Annotated in this window: 11 protein-coding genes and 1 tRNA gene; 1 reads left to right on the top strand and 11 read right to left on the bottom strand. The window is 43.9% G+C overall.

Translation table 11 applies throughout. The annotated features are described in order from the left end of the window. Positions 1 to 175 precede the first annotated feature (175 nt). Positions 176 to 2,869: a penicillin-binding protein 1A gene (locus AAEY80_RS11215; RefSeq protein WP_025652249.1), complete on the top strand. Its 2,694-nt coding sequence runs from the start codon at positions 176 to 178 to the stop codon at positions 2,867 to 2,869. A 141-nt stretch (positions 2,870 to 3,010) separates the two neighbouring features. On the opposite strand, the gene AAEY80_RS11210 is transcribed toward AAEY80_RS11215, so the two are convergent. The 11 genes from AAEY80_RS11210 to tuf all read right to left on the bottom strand — a co-directional run bounded on the left by AAEY80_RS11210 (position 3,011) and on the right by tuf (position 18,553). Continuing rightward, positions 3,011 to 3,538, bottom strand: coding sequence for a DUF6586 family protein (locus tag AAEY80_RS11210; RefSeq protein WP_025652248.1), 528 nt, complete (start codon positions 3,536 to 3,538; stop codon positions 3,011 to 3,013). A 215-nt stretch (positions 3,539 to 3,753) separates the two neighbouring features. Then, positions 3,754 to 7,971 (bottom strand): DNA-directed RNA polymerase subunit beta', encoded by a 4,218-nt coding sequence (gene rpoC / locus AAEY80_RS11205; RefSeq protein WP_025652247.1) that lies wholly within the window; start codon positions 7,969 to 7,971, stop codon positions 3,754 to 3,756. A 188-nt stretch (positions 7,972 to 8,159) separates the two neighbouring features. Further along, a complete protein-coding gene (rpoB, locus tag AAEY80_RS11200; RefSeq protein WP_025652246.1) occupies positions 8,160 to 12,278 on the bottom strand; it encodes a DNA-directed RNA polymerase subunit beta in 4,119 nt (1,372 codons plus the stop codon). Between the two features lie 876 nt (positions 12,279 to 13,154). Beyond that, the gene (gene rplL / locus AAEY80_RS11195) at positions 13,155 to 13,526 is read right to left on the bottom strand and encodes a 50S ribosomal protein L7/L12 (protein ID WP_057761722.1); all 372 of its coding nucleotides are present in this window, start codon (positions 13,524 to 13,526) and stop codon (positions 13,155 to 13,157) included. 120 nt (positions 13,527 to 13,646) lie between these two features. Beyond that, complete coding sequence (rplJ, locus tag AAEY80_RS11190) at positions 13,647 to 14,174, bottom strand: 50S ribosomal protein L10 (RefSeq protein ID WP_025652244.1); 528 nt, start codon at positions 14,172 to 14,174, stop codon at positions 13,647 to 13,649. 394 nt (positions 14,175 to 14,568) lie between these two features. Next, entirely contained in the window at positions 14,569 to 15,270 is a 702-nt protein-coding gene (rplA, locus tag AAEY80_RS11185) for a 50S ribosomal protein L1 (RefSeq protein ID WP_025652243.1), read from the bottom strand. After that, positions 15,271 to 15,702 (bottom strand): 50S ribosomal protein L11, encoded by a 432-nt coding sequence (gene rplK, locus AAEY80_RS11180; protein WP_010201717.1) that lies wholly within the window; start codon positions 15,700 to 15,702, stop codon positions 15,271 to 15,273. A 92-nt stretch (positions 15,703 to 15,794) separates the two neighbouring features. Further along, positions 15,795 to 16,325, bottom strand: coding sequence for a transcription termination/antitermination protein NusG (nusG, locus tag AAEY80_RS11175; RefSeq protein ID WP_010201718.1), 531 nt, complete (start codon positions 16,323 to 16,325; stop codon positions 15,795 to 15,797). A gap of 107 nt (positions 16,326 to 16,432) precedes the next feature. Next, complete coding sequence (secE, locus tag AAEY80_RS11170) at positions 16,433 to 16,921, bottom strand: preprotein translocase subunit SecE (RefSeq protein ID WP_025652242.1); 489 nt, start codon at positions 16,919 to 16,921, stop codon at positions 16,433 to 16,435. Positions 16,922 to 16,972: 51 nt separating this feature from the next. Further along, positions 16,973 to 17,048: transfer RNA gene (locus tag AAEY80_RS11165), tRNA-Trp, on the bottom strand. Between the two features lie 314 nt (positions 17,049 to 17,362). Next, positions 17,363 to 18,553, bottom strand: a complete 1,191-nt coding sequence (gene tuf, locus AAEY80_RS11160) for an elongation factor Tu (RefSeq protein ID WP_025652105.1) — start codon at positions 18,551 to 18,553, stop codon at positions 17,363 to 17,365. Between the last annotated feature and the right edge of the window lie 145 nt (positions 18,554 to 18,698).

The raw sequence follows: 18,698 nt of genomic DNA, 5'->3' as shown, positions 1-18,698 counted from the left end.
TAAATGTACAATCTGATAGTTATTTGTAATAATTTAGTACAATACTTTACTTACCAGATAGATTCAAGCATTTAAATAAGTTATTAAGGGTAGCTTACACATTTATTATGACCTACCTATTTTGTTCAAGGTATAATAGTCTATCTGTTGCGAATTTTAATTGATAAGTCTGATTATGACCAAAAAAAATGCTACCGTTCGTCTCATTCACTTTTTGGTGGGGCTTTTCATTGCCTGCTTAGCGTTAGCGCTTATTTTAGCGCTGGCCGTGCCTATTGGCTTCTATGGTATGGCGATGTATTTATCGCCCACCCTACCTAGTATTCAAGAAATCAAAACTGCCAATTTAGAGATGCCCTTACAGATCTATAGTAGTGATGACAAATTAATCGGTCAGTATGGTAACCGTCTCTCGCTACCGGTTACTTTTGATGAAATCCCTGAAGATCTTACTCATGCTTTTTTAGCAGCAGAAGACGCGGCATTCTTTCAGCACAGTGGTATTAGTATTAAAGGTCTTGGTCGCGCGGTCACCGAAGTGGTGACTGATGATGACAGCCAAACTGGTGGCTCTACCATTACTATGCAGGTTGCCAAAAACTACTTTCTCAGCCCAGAGCGCACCTTAAATCGTAAACTGACGGAATTGTTTTTAGCTCGCAAAATTGAAGACGAGCTCAGCAAAAACGATATTTTGACTCTTTATGTCAATAAAATTTATCTCGGCGAAGGTGCTTATGGTATCCGCGCCGCTGCCAAAAAATATTACAGTAAATCTTTAGAGCATCTCTCTATCGCTGAGATGGCCATGTTAGCAGGTCTGCCAAAAGCCCCCTCTAAATACAATCCAGTTGCTAATCCTAGCCGCGCTCTTACTCGCCGTAATTGGATCATTGGTCGTATGCTTGAGCTTGGCTATATCAGCAAAGCGCAACACGATGAAGCGGTAAGCTCACCGGTAGCTATCAATTTATACCAAGAAAAGCTAGACGTTAATATGCCGTATCTGGCAGAAATGACTCGCTCTACCTTGGTTGAGCGTTATGGTGAGCAAGTCATGAATGGTGGCTGGCGTGTGCGTCTTACTGTTGATAGCAAAGCCCAGACCGATGCAGAAGCTGCCGTGCTGACAGGTCTAGTAGCTTATGATCATCGTCATGGCTGGCGCGGTGCGGAAGCCAATGATGAGCCACTTGAGAATTTCCGTCGTTACAGCAACATGTCCCCTGCCAAAGTTACCAAGGTTAATTCGCGTAGTTTCGAGGCAACCATGCCATCAGGTGAAAGCGTGACCGTTAACTGGTCAGGCATGAGCTGGGCACGCAAATATTTTTCAGCCAATCGTATTGGTTATTATCCGAGTAACGCCGGACAAATTGTTAATAAAAATGACATCGTTCGTCTGATACCGACAACTAATGGTAATTGGCAACTGGCGCAAGTACCTAAGGTGCAAGGCAGTTTGGTTTCGTTAAATCCTGAAACGGGTGCAGTTAATGCCTTGGTCGGTGGTTTTGACTTTAACCACAGCAAATTCAACCGCGCTCTGCAAGGGTGGCGTCAACCGGGCTCAACGATTAAGCCGCTGGTCTATACCACTGCTTTAGAAAAAGGCTACCGTCCAGACAGCATTGTCTCGGATCGACCCATTCAAGTAGGCGATTGGAAACCTAAAAACTCCGATCAACGTTTCTTAGGTGACATCACCTTACGCCGTGGCTTATATCTATCACGCAACTTGGTATCCATTCGCTTATTACAGGCGATTGGTATCTCTGACGCCCGTAACCTATTAGATGAATTTGGTCTTGATAAAGAAAAGCTACCGACGACCTTATCGCTGGCATTGGGTGCAGGACAAGCAACACCATTACAAATGGCAACCGCCTACTCTACCTTCGCTAATGGCGGTCATCGCATTCAGCCTTACTTTATCGAACAAATCTATAATTATGACAACAAGCTATTATTCCAAGCCAATCCGCAGCAAGCTTGTGCTTTATGCTTTAACGAACAACTGGAAGATGCTAATAAAAAGCTGCTTGAAGATTATCAGGCAAAAATAGAAAAAGAGAATGAAGCGCTTGCTGCTAAAAAACAGGAAAAGGCTAACACTAAAGACAAAGCATCAGAGAATGGATCAGCTGCTGAGCTAAATGCAGAAAATAGTGACAATACGGTAAAAGATGAAAAGGCGCTTGATTTAAATGTTTATGATGCAAGTCCAGCTTCAGATCGCTTAAAAGCGCCTGTTGTGCAGTACGTTATGGCAACGCAAGCACCACGTATTTTAAAGCCAAGAGTGGCTTATGATATGGCTGATATCTTACGTGATGTGGTACAACGCGGTACAGCCGTTCGGGCAAAAGCCTTAGGACGCAACGATATCGGTGGTAAGACCGGTACGACTAACGATGCGAAAGATGCTTGGTTTGCCGGATTCCATCCGACCAACGCGACCGTCGTATGGATGGGTTTTGATCAACCATCGACCCTTGGTCGCCGTGAGTATGGTGGTGTGGCAGCATTACCTGTGTGGATGGACTTTATGAGAGCCCAGCTTAAAGGTGTACCCAATCAATGGGTCTCCGTTAATAACCGTGCCAAATCTAAAAAGCAAAAACAACAAATTATAGAAATGACGGATGATGGCACTATTGCTAGCGAAGACGAGGATACTGATGTCAGTACTTCAGCCAACAAACCTGTCAAGACCAAAGCGCAGCAACGTAAGGCACCAGAACCTGAGCCGGTTGAAGAAGCAGAGCGTGCGCCCGTGGCAAAACCAAATAATAGTAACAATGATAGCGTGCCACAAAACCCGCTGTCGGTCACTCCTGTGGAGCGTATGCCGCCCATGCCAGAGTAAAACCTTTGTCATGATAATGGCTATTTAACGTTAAAAGGCTGGTTCAGCAATCACTGAGCCAGTCTTTTTTTATTTTAAAACCATGCTCTCAAAGCTGTTCTTTTAAAACTTTGCTTATAAAATCAGTTAAGTCCTACCTTGCTAAAACTCAACCATACCAGCACGCAACTGCTCAATCAGCTCAAGAAACTGTTGGCGCCATTCACGTATGGTTGCCTCATCTGGTAACCATTGGTTCGATAAAGTAACGACATTGACGATAAGATCTTTTGGTTCTATCTCAACCGTATTAACATTTTCAGCTGTCGAATTATCGGGTAATACGGCATACAGGCAACGTTGGTAAGCCCGCTCTACATTGGCCAAAAAGCCATGTTGTTGTAACTGCTGCAAGCGTTGAATTTCAGGCGACACTTGGGTACGTTCGCTCAGCGCTTGCTCGATATCTGCCAAGGTTGGGGCAGTCATATTTAGGCTATAAAAATGACCAAGCTCTTGGATAAAGGCTAAAAAACTGCCGTATAAATGAAAAATAGCAGTCTCACAGTGTGCTTGGTATAACTGCTTATCGTTGGTACTTCCTGCCGCTTGGCAAGATAGACGACAAAAATACAGCTTTTGGTTGGTTCGATCTGCTTGATATTTGGCAACGCGCGTTTTACCTGCCATGCTTTAATTATCCTTGTGTTAGAGGGTCAGTATTCACAAAGAATACGCTATTTTTCCAGTTTACTATTTTCTAAGAGATATTTCTGAAAAAATTTATTTTCATTATATGACTTTCAAGTATTTGCTTTTCTCTGATGCTTCTATATTTCAACGCATAAAAAAGCCAGCGACTGGGCTGGCTTTTTTATTTTTATTCAAAAGTTAACAGCAGACGCTTAGTTGTCTTGATTTAGCTCTTGAGCAAAGGCTTCGTCAAAGCTAGCAAAGTCTTTACTATCAGTGCTTGCTGTCATGTCAAACGCTGCATTTAAGTCTTTGTCTTGTAGCTTCTGATCTGCTTTCTCTTTGCGTGCTTTATGATAAGCAAGACCAGTACCAGCAGGTATCAAACGACCAACAACAACGTTTTCTTTCAGACCACGTAACTCATCGACTTTACCAGTGACGGCAGCAGCTGTTAGGACACGAGTAGTCTCCTGGAATGATGCTGCTGAGATAAAGCTTTCCGTTGCCAAGCTGGCTTTAGTGATACCCAGTAATTGACGCTCAAACTGTACTGGGAATTTATCTTCCGCTTCTAGTTTGGCATTCAATGCTTTGATATCAGCGTACTCGACCTGATCACCTTTGAAGTGACTTGAATCGCCGCCATCAGTAATTTCAACTTTACGTAGCATCTGACGAATAATAACTTCGATGTGCTTATCGTTAATTTTTACACCCTGCAAGCGATAAACGTCCTGTACTTCGTTTACGATATAATCAGCAAGCGCCGTTTGACCTTTCAGACGTAAGATATCGTGCGGGTTTTGTGGACCATCAGCGATAACTTCACCACGAGCAACTGTTTCATTTTCGAAGACGTTAATTTGACGCCATTTCGGGATCAGCTCTTCATGAACCTCACCATCTTCATTGGTGATAATGAAGCGGTTTTTACCTTTGGTTTCTTTACCGAAGCTAACCACACCACTCATTTCAGCCATAATCGCATGGTCTTTTGGACGCCGTGCTTCGAACAAGTCAGCAACACGTGGTAGACCACCGGTAATGTCTTTAGTACCTGAAGACGCTTGCGGTACACGGCCTAGAATCGATCCCGCTGCTACTTTTTCACCGTCGCTCACGCGAATGATGGTTTCAGCAGGTAAGAAGTAAACCACTTCTTTACCTTCGTCAGTGTTCAAGATAATCGCTGGACGTAAGTCTTTGGCTGAGCTTGAACGGTCACGAGTGGCTAGAATCTCAAATGAGCTCATACCCGTCGCATCATCAACCTTCACAGTCGCCGTCATACCATCAGTGATATCACTGAAGCGTGCAGTACCTGCGAATTCAGTGATAATTGGATGCGTGTGCGGATCCCATTTAGCGATGGTTTGACCACCTTCGACCTGATCTTCGTGTTTGACAAGAACGCTTGAACCATAAGGAACTTTATAACGCTCACGCTCACGACCAAGTTCATCGGTCAACGCAATTTCAGCAGAACGCGATACGATAACTAGGTGACCGTCTGTATGCTGAACCGTTTTCATGTTTTCGAAATGCGCTTGACCAGCATTACGTACAGAGATGCTGTTGTCCACTGATGCTGAGCTTGCTGCCCCGCCCACGTGGAACGTACGCATGGTTAACTGAGTACCTGGCTCACCGATAGACTGCGCCGCCATAACACCGACAGACTCGCCGATATTGACTTTATGACCACGGGCAAGGTCACGACCATAACACTGTGAACAAACGCCATGTTCGATATCACAGGTAATAACTGAGCGTACCCAGATATCATCGATTGCGTTTTCGTCAAGCACATTGACCCAATGCTCATCGATCAACGTACCCGCTGGAATTAATACCTTATCGGCATCATCGTTATACGTCACATCACGAGCCGTCACACGACCAAGTACTAGCTCACCGAGTTTCTCGATGATCTCACCACCTTGAATATGCGGCTTCATGAGCAAGCCTTGCTCAGTACCACAGTCATCACTGGTAATGACCAAATCTTGTGCCACATCAACCAAACGACGAGTCAGGTAACCCGAGTTAGCGGTTTTCAATGCGGTATCTGCTAGACCTTTACGCGCACCATGCGTAGAGATAAAGTACTGAAGTACGGTCAAACCTTCACGGAAGTTGGCTTTAATCGGGGTCTCAATAATTGAGCCATCTGGTTTCGCCATCAGACCACGCATACCAGCCAACTGACGAATCTGCGCCGCACTACCACGAGCACCCGAATCTGACATGATAAAGATAGAGTTAAATGACTTCTGCTCTTCTTCTTCACCTTGGGCGTTGATCACTTTATCCGTTGCCAAGTTATCCATCATCGCTTTCGCGACTTTGTCATTGGTACGTGACCAGATGTCGACCACTTTGTTATAACGCTCACCAGCGGTCACAAAACCTTGCTCGAACTGATCTTCAATCTCGCGCACTTCGCCTTCAGCAACTTCGATAATTTGCTTTTTGCTTGGCGGAATAACCATGTCATCCAAACCGATAGACACACCAGATAGCGTTGCTTGCGCAAAACCTAGATACATCAATTGGTCAGCAAACATAACACTGTCTTTAACACCTACTTTACGATAGCAAGAGTTGATCAATTTAGAGATGTTTTTCTTCGTCATCTCTTGGTTACACTCATCAAACGTCATACCTTTAGGCATGATGTTCCAGATAAGCAAACGGCCAGCAACCGTGTCTTTGATACTGATCTCTTTGGTCTCGTTGCCTTCTTCATCAAAATGCGTTTCAGTCACACGAACTTTAATTTTGGCGTTCACATGTAAATCGTTTGAGCCAATCGCACGCAATGCTTCATTGACCGTGGCAAAAATCATGCCTTCGCCTTTGGCATTTACTGATGAACGGCTAATATAATACAAACCAAGTACCACATCCTGTGACGGTACGATGATTGGATCACCGTTCGCAGGCGACAAGATATTGTTGGTCGACATCATCAAAGCACGTGACTCAAGCTGAGCTTCTAGCGTCAATGGCACGTGAACTGCCATTTGGTCACCATCGAAATCGGCGTTGAATGCGGTACAAACGAGTGGATGCAGCTGGATGGCTTTACCTTCGATTAGTACTGGCTCGAACGCTTGTAGACCCAAACGGTGAAGCGTTGGTGCACGGTTCAAGAGCACTGGATGCTCACGGATAACCATGGCCAACATATCCCACACTTGCGGTTCTTCACGCTCAACCATCTTTTTAGCAGCTTTAATCGTCGTTGCCAAACCATGAGACAATAGTTTGTTATAAGTAAATGGCTTGAATAGCTCAAGTGCCATCTTCTTCGGTAGACCACACTGATGTAGACGTAGCGTAGGGCCGACAACGATGACCGAACGGCCAGAATAATCGACACGCTTACCCAATAAGTTTTGACGGAAACGACCTTGCTTACCTTTGATCATATCTGCCAAAGATTTCAATGGACGCTTATTACTACCGGTAATCGCACGACCGCGACGACCATTATCGAGTAGCGCATCGACTGATTCTTGCAACATACGTTTTTCGTTACGCACGATGATATCAGGGGCGCTTAGCTCTAATAGACGCTTAAGACGGTTATTACGGTTGATGACGCGGCGATATAAATCGTTTAGATCTGATGTCGCAAAACGGCCGCCTTCTAGTGGTACTAGCGGGCGCAAGTCTGGTGGTAAGACTGGTAAGATATTCATTACCATCCACTCAGGCTTGTTATTAGAATCACGGAATGCTTCTAATAGCTTAAGACGCTTAGACATCTTTTTAAGCTTAGTTTCAGAACCTGTTTGTGGAATCGCTTCACGCAGCTCATCGATTTCTAAATCTAAATCGATGTCTTTTAATAGGTCTTGAACGGCTTCTGCACCCATTTTGGCTGTGAACTCATCACCAAACTCTTCAAGTGCTCTGTAATAATCTTCATCATCAAGCAATTGATACTTCTCTAGAGAAGTCAGACCAGGTTCTGTGACAATATAGCTTTCAAAATAAAGCACACGCTCAATATCACGCAGCGTCATGTCTAACAATAGACCGATGCGGCTTGGTAATGATTTTAAGAACCAAATATGCGCCACAGGACTGGCTAGGTCGATATGACCCATGCGGTCGCGACGAACTTTGGCGGTCGTGACTTCAACGCCACATTTTTCACAGATAACGCCTTGGAATTTACGGCGTTTGTACTTACCACATAGACATTCAAAGTCTTTTACTGGGCCAAATATTTTGGCACAAAAGAGACCATCACGCTCAGGTTTAAATGTACGATAGTTAATGGTTTCAGGCTTTTTCACTTCACCATGCGACCATGACTTGATCACATCAGGTGAGGCCAACGTAATTTGGATGCTATCAAACTCTTGATTACCGTTGCCGGTAGGGCTTTGCATGATATCGAGTAAATCTTTCAAGTTGCTTCTCCGTTATCTTTATAATCATCTGATGGCGTGCTATTGACGCAAATAAGATGAATGAAGGCAATGAATAGGGTTGAGACAAATCACTAAAAGCAGCAGCTATCCGCGTACTGCTTCTAGATTGACCACTAAGAATAATAATTAACTAAAGCTATGTTAAAGGTAGCTTCTGTCAGCCGTGCTTAATGGGTTTGCTTTAACTCAATATTGATACCCAGTGATTTGATTTCTTTGGTCAAGACGTTAAACGATTCAGGCATACCTGGATCCATATATTGCTCACCATCGACGATGTTTTTGTACATACGGGTACGGCCTTCAACGTCATCCGACTTCACCGTTAGCATTTCTTGCAAGGTATAAGTCGCGCCATATGCTTCTAGTGCCCAAACTTCCATCTCACCGAAGCGCTGACCACCAAACTGTGCTTTACCACCGAGTGGCTGCTGCGTTACTAGTGAGTAAGAACCGGTAGAACGTGCATGCATTTTGTCATCAACCAAATGGTTAAGTTTCAGCATATACATATAACCGACCGTTACTTGACGATCAAACTTCTGACCGGTACGACCATCATACAATGTCTGCTGACCGTTTCTAGCTAGACCAGCAAGCTCTAGCAAGTCTTTGACTTGATGCTCATGCGCACCATCAAATACTGCTGTGCCCATCGGTACACCGCCACGCAAGTTGTCTGCCAATGCCATGATATCGTCGTCAGACAAGCTATCAAGATCGACTTGCTCGCCGCCCACTTTGTTATAAATTTGGTCTAAGAATTCACGTAAGTCTTTCATCGCAGCTTGTGCTTTCAGCATGCCATCAATCTTCTCACCCAAACCTTTCGCCGCCATACCCAAATGCGTCTCTAGCACCTGACCGATGTTCATACGCGATGGAACACCAAGTGGGTTCAGTACAATGTCAACTGTGTTGCCATGCTCGTCATAAGGCATGTCTTCAACCGGCATAATGCGCGATACAACACCTTTGTTACCATGACGACCAGCCATCTTATCACCAGGCTGAATACGACGCTTAACCGCTAGATATACCTTAACAATTTTTTGTACGCCATGTTGCAAGTCGTCACCAGCGGTCAATTTGCGTTTTTTCTCAGCAAATTTAACATCGATATCTTTTTGCTTATCGACTAAGTAATCGGCAATCTGCGTGAGACGCTCAGAGATTTCTTCTTCAACCGGCTGGATATCAAGCAAGGTCTCAAGGCTCATGTCTTTCATATCAGCCAATGCCATAACCGTACCGGCTTTTAGACCCGAACCACCACTGACTTTTTGGCCATCTAATAGATTACCAATACGACCACGTGCTGCTTCTTCAAAGATACGTAGCTCTTCTTTTAAATCTTTACGATAGCTATCAAGCTGCGATTTTTCAATCGCTCTTGCGCGCGCATCTTTTTCGACGCCATCACGGGTAAAGACCTGTACGTCGATGACCGTACCTTTGCTTGATGTTGGAACACGCAATGAGGTGTCTTTCACATCAGCCGCTTTTTCACCAAAGATAGCCCGTAGTAATTTCTCTTCTGGCGTCAGTTGCGTCTCACCTTTTGGCGTGACTTTACCAACTAAAATATCACCAGCGTCCACTTCAGCACCGATATAAACGATACCAGCTTCATCAAGACTTGATAGCGCCGCTTCACCAACGTTTGGAATATCCGCAGTGATCTCTTCTGTGCCAAGCTTGGTATCACGTGCCACACACGTCAATTCTTGAATATGAATCGTGGTGAAACGATCTTCTTTTACCACTTTTTCAGATAACAAGATCGAATCTTCGAAGTTGTAACCATTCCACGGCATAAATGCGATGCGAATGTTCTGACCCAATGCAAGCTCACCAAGATCCGTAGAAGGACCATCAGCTAAGATATCACCTACAGCAATAGCATCACCTTGGTTGACGATGACGCGTTGGTTGATACACGTGTTTTGGTTTGAGCGCGTGTATTTAACGAGGTTATAGATATCAATACCGGCTTCGCCAGCGATCATCTCATCTTCATTCACACGAACAACGACACGTGAGGCATCAACGTCTTCGATCACACCGCCACGCTTAGCGATGACACAAACACCAGAATCACGCGCAACGTGACGCTCCATACCCGTACCTACTAACGGCTTATCAGCACGTAGCGTAGGAACAGCCTGACGCTGCATGTTCGAACCCATCAAGGCACGGTTAGCATCATCATGCTCTAGGAACGGAATCAAACCTGCTGCGACCGATACGACCTGACTTGGCGACACATCCATATGCGTCACTTTTTCTGGCGGCATGCGGACGAATTCACCGTAGCTACGCACACTGACCATTTCATCAGATAATGCGCCTTCTGCGGTTACTGGTGAATCAGCCTGTGCAATGACCGTACCTACTTCTTCAATCGCTGATAGATACTCAATAACGTCCGTTACTTTACCATCAACCACACGGCGATAAGGCGTTTCTAAGAAGCCAAAGCTGTTGGTCTTTGCAAAGGTCGCTAATGAGTTAATCAAACCAATGTTTGGACCTTCAGGAGTCTCAATCGGACATACACGGCCATAATGGGTATCATGTACGTCACGTACTTCAAAGCCTGCACGTTCACGGGTCAGACCACCGGGCCCTAATGCAGATACGCGACGTTTATGGGTCACTTCTGACAACGGGTTATTCTGATCCATAAACTGTGACAACTGACTTGAACCAAAGAATTCTTTTACCGCAGCCGCTACTGGCTTTGAGTTAATCAAATCTTGTGGCGACAAGTTATCAGATTCCGCCGAGCTTAAACGCTCTTTGACCGCACGCTCAACACGTACTAAACCAACACGGAATTGGTTTTCTGCCATTTCGCCTACTGAACGAATACGGCGGTTACCTAGATGGTCAATATCATCGACTTCGCCGCGACCATTACGAATTTCAATCAATTCTTTTAGGACGTTAACGATATCGGCATTGGTTAATACGCTACGTTCACGCTGAATATCAGCATCATCGGTATCTACAAAATCAAGACCAAGACGGCGGTTGAACTTCATACGACCGACATTAGATAAATCATAACGATCAGCGTTAAAGAACATACTATCAAATAGCTTCTCAGCGGTCTCAACCGTTGGTGGCTCACCTGGACGCATGACTTTATAGATCTCAATCAATGCTTCTTCACGGCTTGAGGTGCTATCTGCACGTAGCGTATCGGCAATATAACTGCCTTGATCGATATCATTGGTGAACAGAATGCTGAACTCTTTGATAGACTCACTGGCTTCAAACGCGCTTAATTTAACCAATAATTCATGGTCAATTAACGTATTGGCTTTGGCAATAACTTCATCGTTAACGACGATGTCTTCGGCCAAGATACGCTCATATAAGTACTCATCAGGGATAGAGATTTTAGTCATACCCGCTTCTTCAAGCTGACGGATACGGCGGGCGTTGATACGCTTGCCTTGCTCTACAATAACCTCACCTTCAGGTGATACGATGTCGAACTGTGCCATCTCACCACGTAAGCGGTCAGCAACCAGATCAATCTCAAACTGCTCTTCGCCCTTATAAACGGCTACTTTATCAAAGAACAAATCTAAGATTTCAGAGGTACTCAAACCCAATGCACGAAGAATAATAGACGCTAATAGCTTACGACGACGGTCAATACGAGCAAAGACTAGATCTTTGGCATCGAATTCAAAGTCAAGCCATGAACCACGGTAAGGGATAATACGGGCGTTATATAGCACTTTACCGCTTGAATGTGACTTACCTTTATCATGATCAAAGAAAACGCCAGGAGAGCGATGCAGCTGAGACACGATAACTCGCTCAGTACCATTAATAATAAAGGTACCATTTTGGGTCATCAAAGGCATCTCGCCCATATAGACGCTTTGCTCACGGATATCTTTGATTGCCGCTTTGCTGTCTTTGTCTTTGCTGTCTTTATCTTTGATAATCAGACGGATTTTGACACGCATAGGCGCTGCAAACGTTGAGCCACGCAGGATACACTCACGCTCGTCAAATTCAGGTGTACCTAAGTAATATTCAACGAATTGTAGCTCTGCGTTACCAGAGTGACTCTCAATTGGGAAAATAGAGGAATACGCAGCTTGCAAGCCACTATTCTCACGAGCTTTTGGTTTTTTATGCTCTTGCAAAAATTGCTCGTAGGAATCTACTTGAATAGACAGCAAATAGGGAATGTCCATCACAGTGGGCAATTCAGCAAAACTTTTGCGAATACGCTTTTTTTCAGTATAAGAATATGCCATCGAGAGTCCTTACAGTAAACGTGGAAACGAATTGAAAGCGTGGCCAGCTTGCATCAATACTATTTAATATTAATATTATGCAAACTTGACAACGTAAACGATAATATAAAACGGGTGTTAATACTTAGCTAGTGACTGTTTATCCATTAGTACAGGTGATACAGTGGTATGTGCTTCAGCAGTGCGTCACTATGACACTGTATTCAATCTTATAACTGCCTTTAATCTCACAAGTTGCTCTAATCTTATAATCGGTATCTATGACACTGTATTCAATCTTATAACTGCCTTTAATCTCACAAGTTGCTCTAATCTTATAATCGGTATCTAAGCCACTCTATATGATGCCTTAGAACGACAATTTCAATATCAGCCAATCTATATTCAATTGCCTAAAAGGCCAAATTTACCAATATTCTTGAGAAGAAATAACTTCTATTCGAGTCATGCTAAACCACTTGCTATCAAAATCAATATCGTCGCTAATATCTACCGTCTATGAGCCTACCTACTGACAGTAAAACCATGCTAAATGGACAACCTAAGATCAACAGCTTTTCAGGATTAATAATTGGGGTAGCTATAACTTTTAGAATCAGTATAAACTATAGTGTTAATGGGAAAGCATGCAGACACAAAAAAATGCCAAACATCTATGGACGTTTAGCTGATATTAACTGATTTCAAAAACTGGTATGTGTGCTTGCACTGTGTTTATTTGCATAGCTATCGTCTGTCCTTTTGATGGGTATCCACCGTGATGTTGCATACGACTGTTGGCAGACACAAAAGGTCAAGCTACGAATTATAATAAAAAAAAGCTGGCAATGCAAGGCATTACCAGCTTTTTTTGTACAACACTAAGATAAGCTCAGCTTATTTTAGTTCAACAGTTGCACCAGCTTCTTCAAGTTTCTTTTTCAACTCTTCAGCTTCAGCTTTAGATGCGCCTTCTTTGATTGGAGCTGGAGCGCTTTCAACCAAATCTTTCGCTTCTTTTAGGCCAAGACCAGTTGCTTCACGTACGGCTTTAATTACGCCAACTTTCTTCTCGCCAAAGCTAGCAAGAACTACGTCAAATTCGTCTTTTTCTTCAGCAGCAGCAGCAGCAGGACCAGCAGCAGCAGGTGCAGCAGCAACAGCAGCTGTTACGCCGAATTTTTCTTCCATGTCGCTGATTAATTCAACGATATCCATTACTGACATTTCAGCGATTGCATTTAACACGTCATCTTTAGATAGTGCCATGAGAACTCTCCGTTATCTGATAAAAATTAATTGATTCTAATATCGCTTTGATTGATTGCCGAATGTGGCAATAAAATTCAACCAAAATTAGCGATGTTAAAGTTACGTTAAAACAAGCAATTAAGCAGCTTCTTTTGCGTCTTTGATTGCCGCTACAGTGCGAACGAACTTGCCAGGAACAGCGTTCATAGTCTGGACAAGCTTGGTCACTGGTGCATTCATAGTAGCCATCAAGATAGAGATTGCTTCGTCGCGAGTTGGTAGCTTCGATACGCGCTCTAGCTCTTCTGGACCATAAACTTCACCACCGACTGATACTAATTTGGTCTCTAAAGCTTTGTTATCTTTGCTAAAGTCGAAAACGACTCGTGCTGCAGATCCCAAATCTTCCATAGAGAAAGCCAAAAGTAGTGGACCAGTCATACGGTCTGACATGCTCTCAAACTTAGTGCCTTCAAAAGCGCGTTTTGCAAGGGTATTTTTTACCACTTTCAAAACAACACCTTTATCACGAGCTTGTTCGCGAAGCTGAGTAAGCTTAGCAACGCCAATTCCGTGATACTCGGCAGCTACTGCTGAGTAAGCATTAGCAGCAACTTCAGACACTTCAGCCACAACTTGTTGTTTTTGCTCTAGCGTTAATGCCATAAGTTGACTCCTTTAATCTTATCAATCTAATTCATACTAAGATTGACTTGATACGACACGTTATTTATAAATTCTATAAAGAATTCACTCATAACGACTGATTACGGCACCGTTATCAGAATGACATCAAGTGATAGGTTGCCCTATCGGCTCTTATCAACAACTGGGTGGGTCACCGTCTGCGTAGGACAACTGAGATTTTCATCTGTCGTCGATTAACAAAAGCAGCTCGTTGCTATTATTAATAATCCGAAGATTAAAACTAATAACGCGAAACCGCTTTCTACCTACGGTCTTAGACAGCATAGCGTTTGCTACGCTGACCTAATTCTTTAAAATAGTGTGTTCATGCTTCAAAACTGTTGAATCATGAGTAATTCTTTATGCAGTAAAATTATTTAGCAACACGATATGGAACAGGATCAATCGTGATACCTGGGCCCATGGTGCTAGACAAGGTGATTTTCTTAATGAAAGTACCTTTAGACGTAGCAGGCTTAGCGCGTTTTAGATCAGATAGCAATGCTTGAGCGTTTTCTATAACTTGCTCAGCAGTAAAGCCAACTTGACCGATAGTGGTATGGATAATACCCGCTTTATCAACACGATACTGTGCTTGACCCGCTTTCGCATTAGCCACAGCTTCAGCAACGTTAGGCGTTACCGTACCAACTTTTGGGTTAGGCATTAGACCACGTGGGCCTAGGATAGTACCTAACTGACCGACGACACGCATCGCATCAGGAGCCGCGATGACCACGTCAAAGTCCATGTTACCGGCTTTGATTTGATCCGCTAAATCATCCATACCAACGATGTCAGCACCCGCTTCTTTAGCGGCTTCAGCAGCAGCACCTTGAGCAAATACCGCAACGCGTTTGGTTTTACCAGTACCAGCAGGTAGGTTGGTAGCGCCACGAACGACTTGGTCAGATTTACGTGGGTCAACGCCCAAGTTTACTGCGATGTCGATAGACTCTTTGAATTTAAGAGCTGGCAAATCGTTTAGGATTTGAACCGCTTCTTCAAGAGTGTATAACTTTTCGTTTTCTACACGCTCAGCAATTAATTTTTGACGCTTAGTAAGTTTACTCATTTACACACCCTCCACGGTAATACCCATTGAACGTGCAGTACCAGCGATGGTACGAACAGCAGCATCAAGATCAGCAGCCGTTAAATCTGCGTCTTTAGTCTTAACGATGTCTTCTAACTGAGCACGGTCCACTTTACCGACTTTAGCGGTGTTTGGTGTACCAGAACCTTTAGCGATACCAGCAGCCTTACGTAGTAAGTATGCCGCTGGTGGTGACTTCATGATGAAGGTAAAAGACTTATCGCTGTATACAGTGATCTCAGTAGGAATCGGTAGACCCGGCTCTTGATTTGAGGTCGCAGCGTTAAATTCTTTACAGAACGCCATGATGTTCACGCCTTTTTGACCCAATGCTGGACCAATCGGTGGTGAAGGGTTTGCTTTGCCTGCAGGCACTTGCAGTTTGATGTAACCATCAATCTTCTTAGCCATGAGATACTCTCCTTTATGGGTAATAGCGCCAAATCAATACGGTATAACCCTTATTGACTAACAGCTCCCCGGTTGATAAATTTTTTGCAGGTTTAGTCTAATTTTTCAACTTTACTAAACTCAAGCTCAACCTGAGTCGGTCGATTAAATACGTTTACTGTTAAATGCAATTTAGACTTCTCATAATCCACCTTTTCAACCAACCCTTTAAAGTCAGTAAATGGACCATCGATAACCAACAACTCCTCCCCTGGCTCAAATAGCGTCTTAGGACGTGGGTCAGTTTCAGTCTGATTCAAACGGTTTAGAATGCGATCGGCTTCTACTTGCGTAATAGGCGCTGGCGTCTCAGGTGTACCACCAATGAAACCCATAATACGTGGACAGTCTTTTACGATGTGCCAAGTATTGTCGTTCATCTCCATTTGGATCAATACATATCCTGGAAAAAACTTACGCTCGCTCTTACGCTTTTTGCCGTCTTTCATTTCGACGACTTCTTCCGTAGGCACCAATACATCACCGAATGACTCAGCAAAGTCACTACGATTGATACGATCAGTTAATGAACGTTGTACTTGTTTTTCATATCCTGAAAACGCTTGGACAATATACCAACGCATATCACGCTCCTGATCATTGTAAGTAAGTCGTTATAAATAAAATTTGAGTTAAACAAGCAAGATACTCGCTATTCGTAATGCACGATATGCGCCAAATCCTAGACTATTTAACCAATAAATATCCCAACGAACCAATTAAAGAAGTTATCTAGCAACCAAACAAAAAACCCAACAATCGCAATCATGACAATGGTTTGCCATGTGTATTGAAAGGTTTCGTCTTTGCCCGGCCACGTCACTCGGCGTAGCTCAACGGCGGCGTCTTTTAATAATATTTTAAAAGCGCGGCCTTGATGCGTTAATGCCAAGCATACTAATGCCAATACGATAAGGGCGACAATAAGACCGATACGTACCCAGACATCATTGGCAGGCTGCCAATAGCCAGGTAAATATTGGTTAACTAACGTCGCGCCAATTAATACTACTGCGGCAAGTAGCCACAAAACCACATCTTTTGCTGAGCCAGTCTTGGCCACTTCAACAGCAGTTGTTTGATTACCTGCTGAGATGTGCTGACCTTTAGACAGCATTCCACCAGTACCCGCCTTGGCATCAGATAACTTAGTCTCGAGGTTATCTTGATTATTGCTCATAAAGAACTCGCTTCGGAGATGGTGGGAGACAACAAAGATGTGATAAGAAGATGGCAGGCGATGTAGGACTCGAACCTACAACCCTCGGTTTTGGAGACCGATGCTCTACCAATTGAGCCAATCGCCTATGGGTGTAAAGGACAGCATTATACAATATTCAGCATAGAATGCAAGCCTTTAGCGGTAAAATTGTACATTTTAGTCAGTTTTATTTGATGAAGAAGTGTGCCTTTCATCCAAGAGACTTCGTACAAAGCTGCGTTAATATAACAAGGCAAGCGCCATATTACAATAGAAGATAGAACTGATGCCGTATCTAATTTTAAACGCTATCACCATTATAAAGAATAGTCGTATAAATCCAAAAAAAAGCCACCCTTTCTCAAGGATGGCTTTTCACGAACTGATCAACTGTCTCAGATGACTCTGATAGGTTAAATCTTAGTTCAATACGTTAGCAACAACACCAGCGCCTACCGTACGGCCGCCTTCACGAATAGCGAAGCGAAGACCTTTGTCCATAGCGATTGGGTGGATAAGCTCTACGCCCATCTCAACGTTATCACCAGGCATAACCATTTCAGTACCGTCTTGTAATTGGATTGCGCCAGTTACGTCAGTGGTACGGAAGTAGAACTGTGGACGATAGCCGTTTAGGAATGGTGTGTGACGACCACCCTCTTCTTTTGACAATACATAAACTTCAGCGTCAAACTTGGTGTGAGGAGTGATTGAACCTGGCTTAGCAAGTACTTGACCACGTTGTACGTCTTCACGCTTAGTACCACGTAGTAGTACGCCACAGTTTTCGCCTGCACGACCTTCGTCAAGCAGTTTACGGAACATCTCTACACCCGTACAGGTGGTTTTTTGAGTGTCACGAATACCGACGATTTCAATCTCGTCACCAACTTTAACGATACCAGATTCAACACGACCAGTCACAACAGTACCACGACCTGAGATTGAGAAGACGTCTTCGATTGGCATTAGGAATGCTTTGTCGATGTCACGCTCTGGCTCTGGGATGTAGGTGTCTAGTACGTTTAATAGTTCTACGACGGCTGGTTGGCCGTATTTTTCTTGTGAGCCTTTTAGGGCTTCAGTAGCAGAACCATGGATGATTGGGGTGTCATCACCTGGGAAGTCATAGTCGCTTAGTAATTCACGAACTTCCATTTCTACGAGTTCAAGCAGTTCTTCGTCGTCAACAACGTCGCACTTGTTCATGAATACGACGATGTATGGTACGCCAACCTGACGTGATAGCAGGATGTGCTCACGGGTTTGTGGCATTGGGCCATCGGTCGCTGATACGACTAGGATTGCACCGTCCATTTGGGCTGCACCGGTGATCATGTTTTTAACATAATCGGCGTGACCTGGGCAATCGACGTGGGCGTAGTGACGTGATGGGGTGTCATATTCTACGTGTGAGGTGTTGATGGTGATGCCACGTGCTTTTTCTTCTGGGGCTGAGTCAATAGACGCGTAGTCTTTGGCTTCGCCACCTGAGGTGATTGCTGCTACGGTTGCGATAGCGGCGGTTAGTGTGGTTTTACCGTGGTCAACGTGTCCGATGGTACCGACGTTGACGTGTGGCTTGCTGCGTTCAAACTTGGCCTTTGCCATGGGTATTTCCTCTTTTTTTGGGGGCAGTGTTCAACTATGATAAATACAGTAGTTGAGACAATCCTGACCACATTAAGATAATTGTTAAAAGGGTGCACATACTAATGTGCAGATATTATAAGAAAATCACGGCCAATAACAAGTC

Source organism: Psychrobacter sp. 78a-MNA-CIBAN-0178 (genome assembly GCF_040309625.1).
GTDB classification, from domain to species: domain Bacteria; phylum Pseudomonadota; class Gammaproteobacteria; order Pseudomonadales; family Moraxellaceae; genus Psychrobacter; species Psychrobacter okhotskensis.
The sequence above is the reverse complement of the archived record's forward strand: the minus strand, read 5'-3'. Positions and strand labels throughout refer to the sequence as shown.

Bases quoted from the DNA above. Each gene is read 5' to 3' on its own strand.
- rplK (WP_010201717.1), bottom strand. From the start codon at position 15,702: ATGGCTAAGAAGATTGATGGTTACATCAAACTGCAAGTGCCTGCAGGC.
- rplJ (WP_025652244.1), bottom strand. From the start codon at position 14,174: ATGGCATTAACGCTAGAGCAAAAACAACAAGTTGTGGCTGAAGTGTCT.
- tuf (WP_025652105.1), bottom strand. From the start codon at position 18,553: ATGGCAAAGGCCAAGTTTGAACGCAGCAAGCCACACGTCAACGTCGGT.
- rplL (WP_057761722.1), bottom strand. From the start codon at position 13,526: ATGGCACTATCTAAAGATGACGTGTTAAATGCAATCGCTGAAATGTCA.
- secE (WP_025652242.1), bottom strand. From the start codon at position 16,921: ATGAGCAATAATCAAGATAACCTCGAGACTAAGTTATCTGATGCCAAG.
- AAEY80_RS11210 (WP_025652248.1), bottom strand. From the start codon at position 3,538: ATGGCAGGTAAAACGCGCGTTGCCAAATATCAAGCAGATCGAACCAAC.
- rplA (WP_025652243.1), bottom strand. From the start codon at position 15,270: ATGAGTAAACTTACTAAGCGTCAAAAATTAATTGCTGAGCGTGTAGAA.
- AAEY80_RS11215 (WP_025652249.1), top strand. From the start codon at position 176: ATGACCAAAAAAAATGCTACCGTTCGTCTCATTCACTTTTTGGTGGGG.
- nusG (WP_010201718.1), bottom strand. From the start codon at position 16,325: ATGCGTTGGTATATTGTCCAAGCGTTTTCAGGATATGAAAAACAAGTA.
- rpoB (WP_025652246.1), bottom strand. From the start codon at position 12,278: ATGGCATATTCTTATACTGAAAAAAAGCGTATTCGCAAAAGTTTTGCT.